Annotated in this window: 1 protein-coding gene; it reads left to right on the forward strand. The window is 66.0% G+C overall.

Features of this window, described 5'->3' with window-relative positions:
- Window positions 1–215 (forward strand): AAA family ATPase (locus BIV01_RS16885; RefSeq protein WP_139199519.1); only part of this gene is annotated, 215 nt, incomplete at both ends.

Raw genomic sequence — 215 nt, forward strand, 5'->3', positions numbered from 1 at the left:
CCCGGCGTCGGCAAGACCGCCGTCGTCGAGGGCCTCGCCCAGGCGATCGTCAAGGGCGACGTGCCCGAGACGCTGAAGGACAAGCAGCTCTACTCGCTCGACCTCGGGTCACTCATCGCCGGGTCCCGCTACCGCGGTGACTTCGAGGAGCGCCTCAAGAAGGTCACGAAGGAGATCCGCACCCGCGGCGACATCATCGTCTTCATCGACGAGAT

The sequence above is a fragment of the Curtobacterium sp. MCBA15_013 genome (genome assembly GCF_001865095.1).
Taxonomy (GTDB): Bacteria; Actinomycetota; Actinomycetes; order Actinomycetales; family Microbacteriaceae; genus Curtobacterium.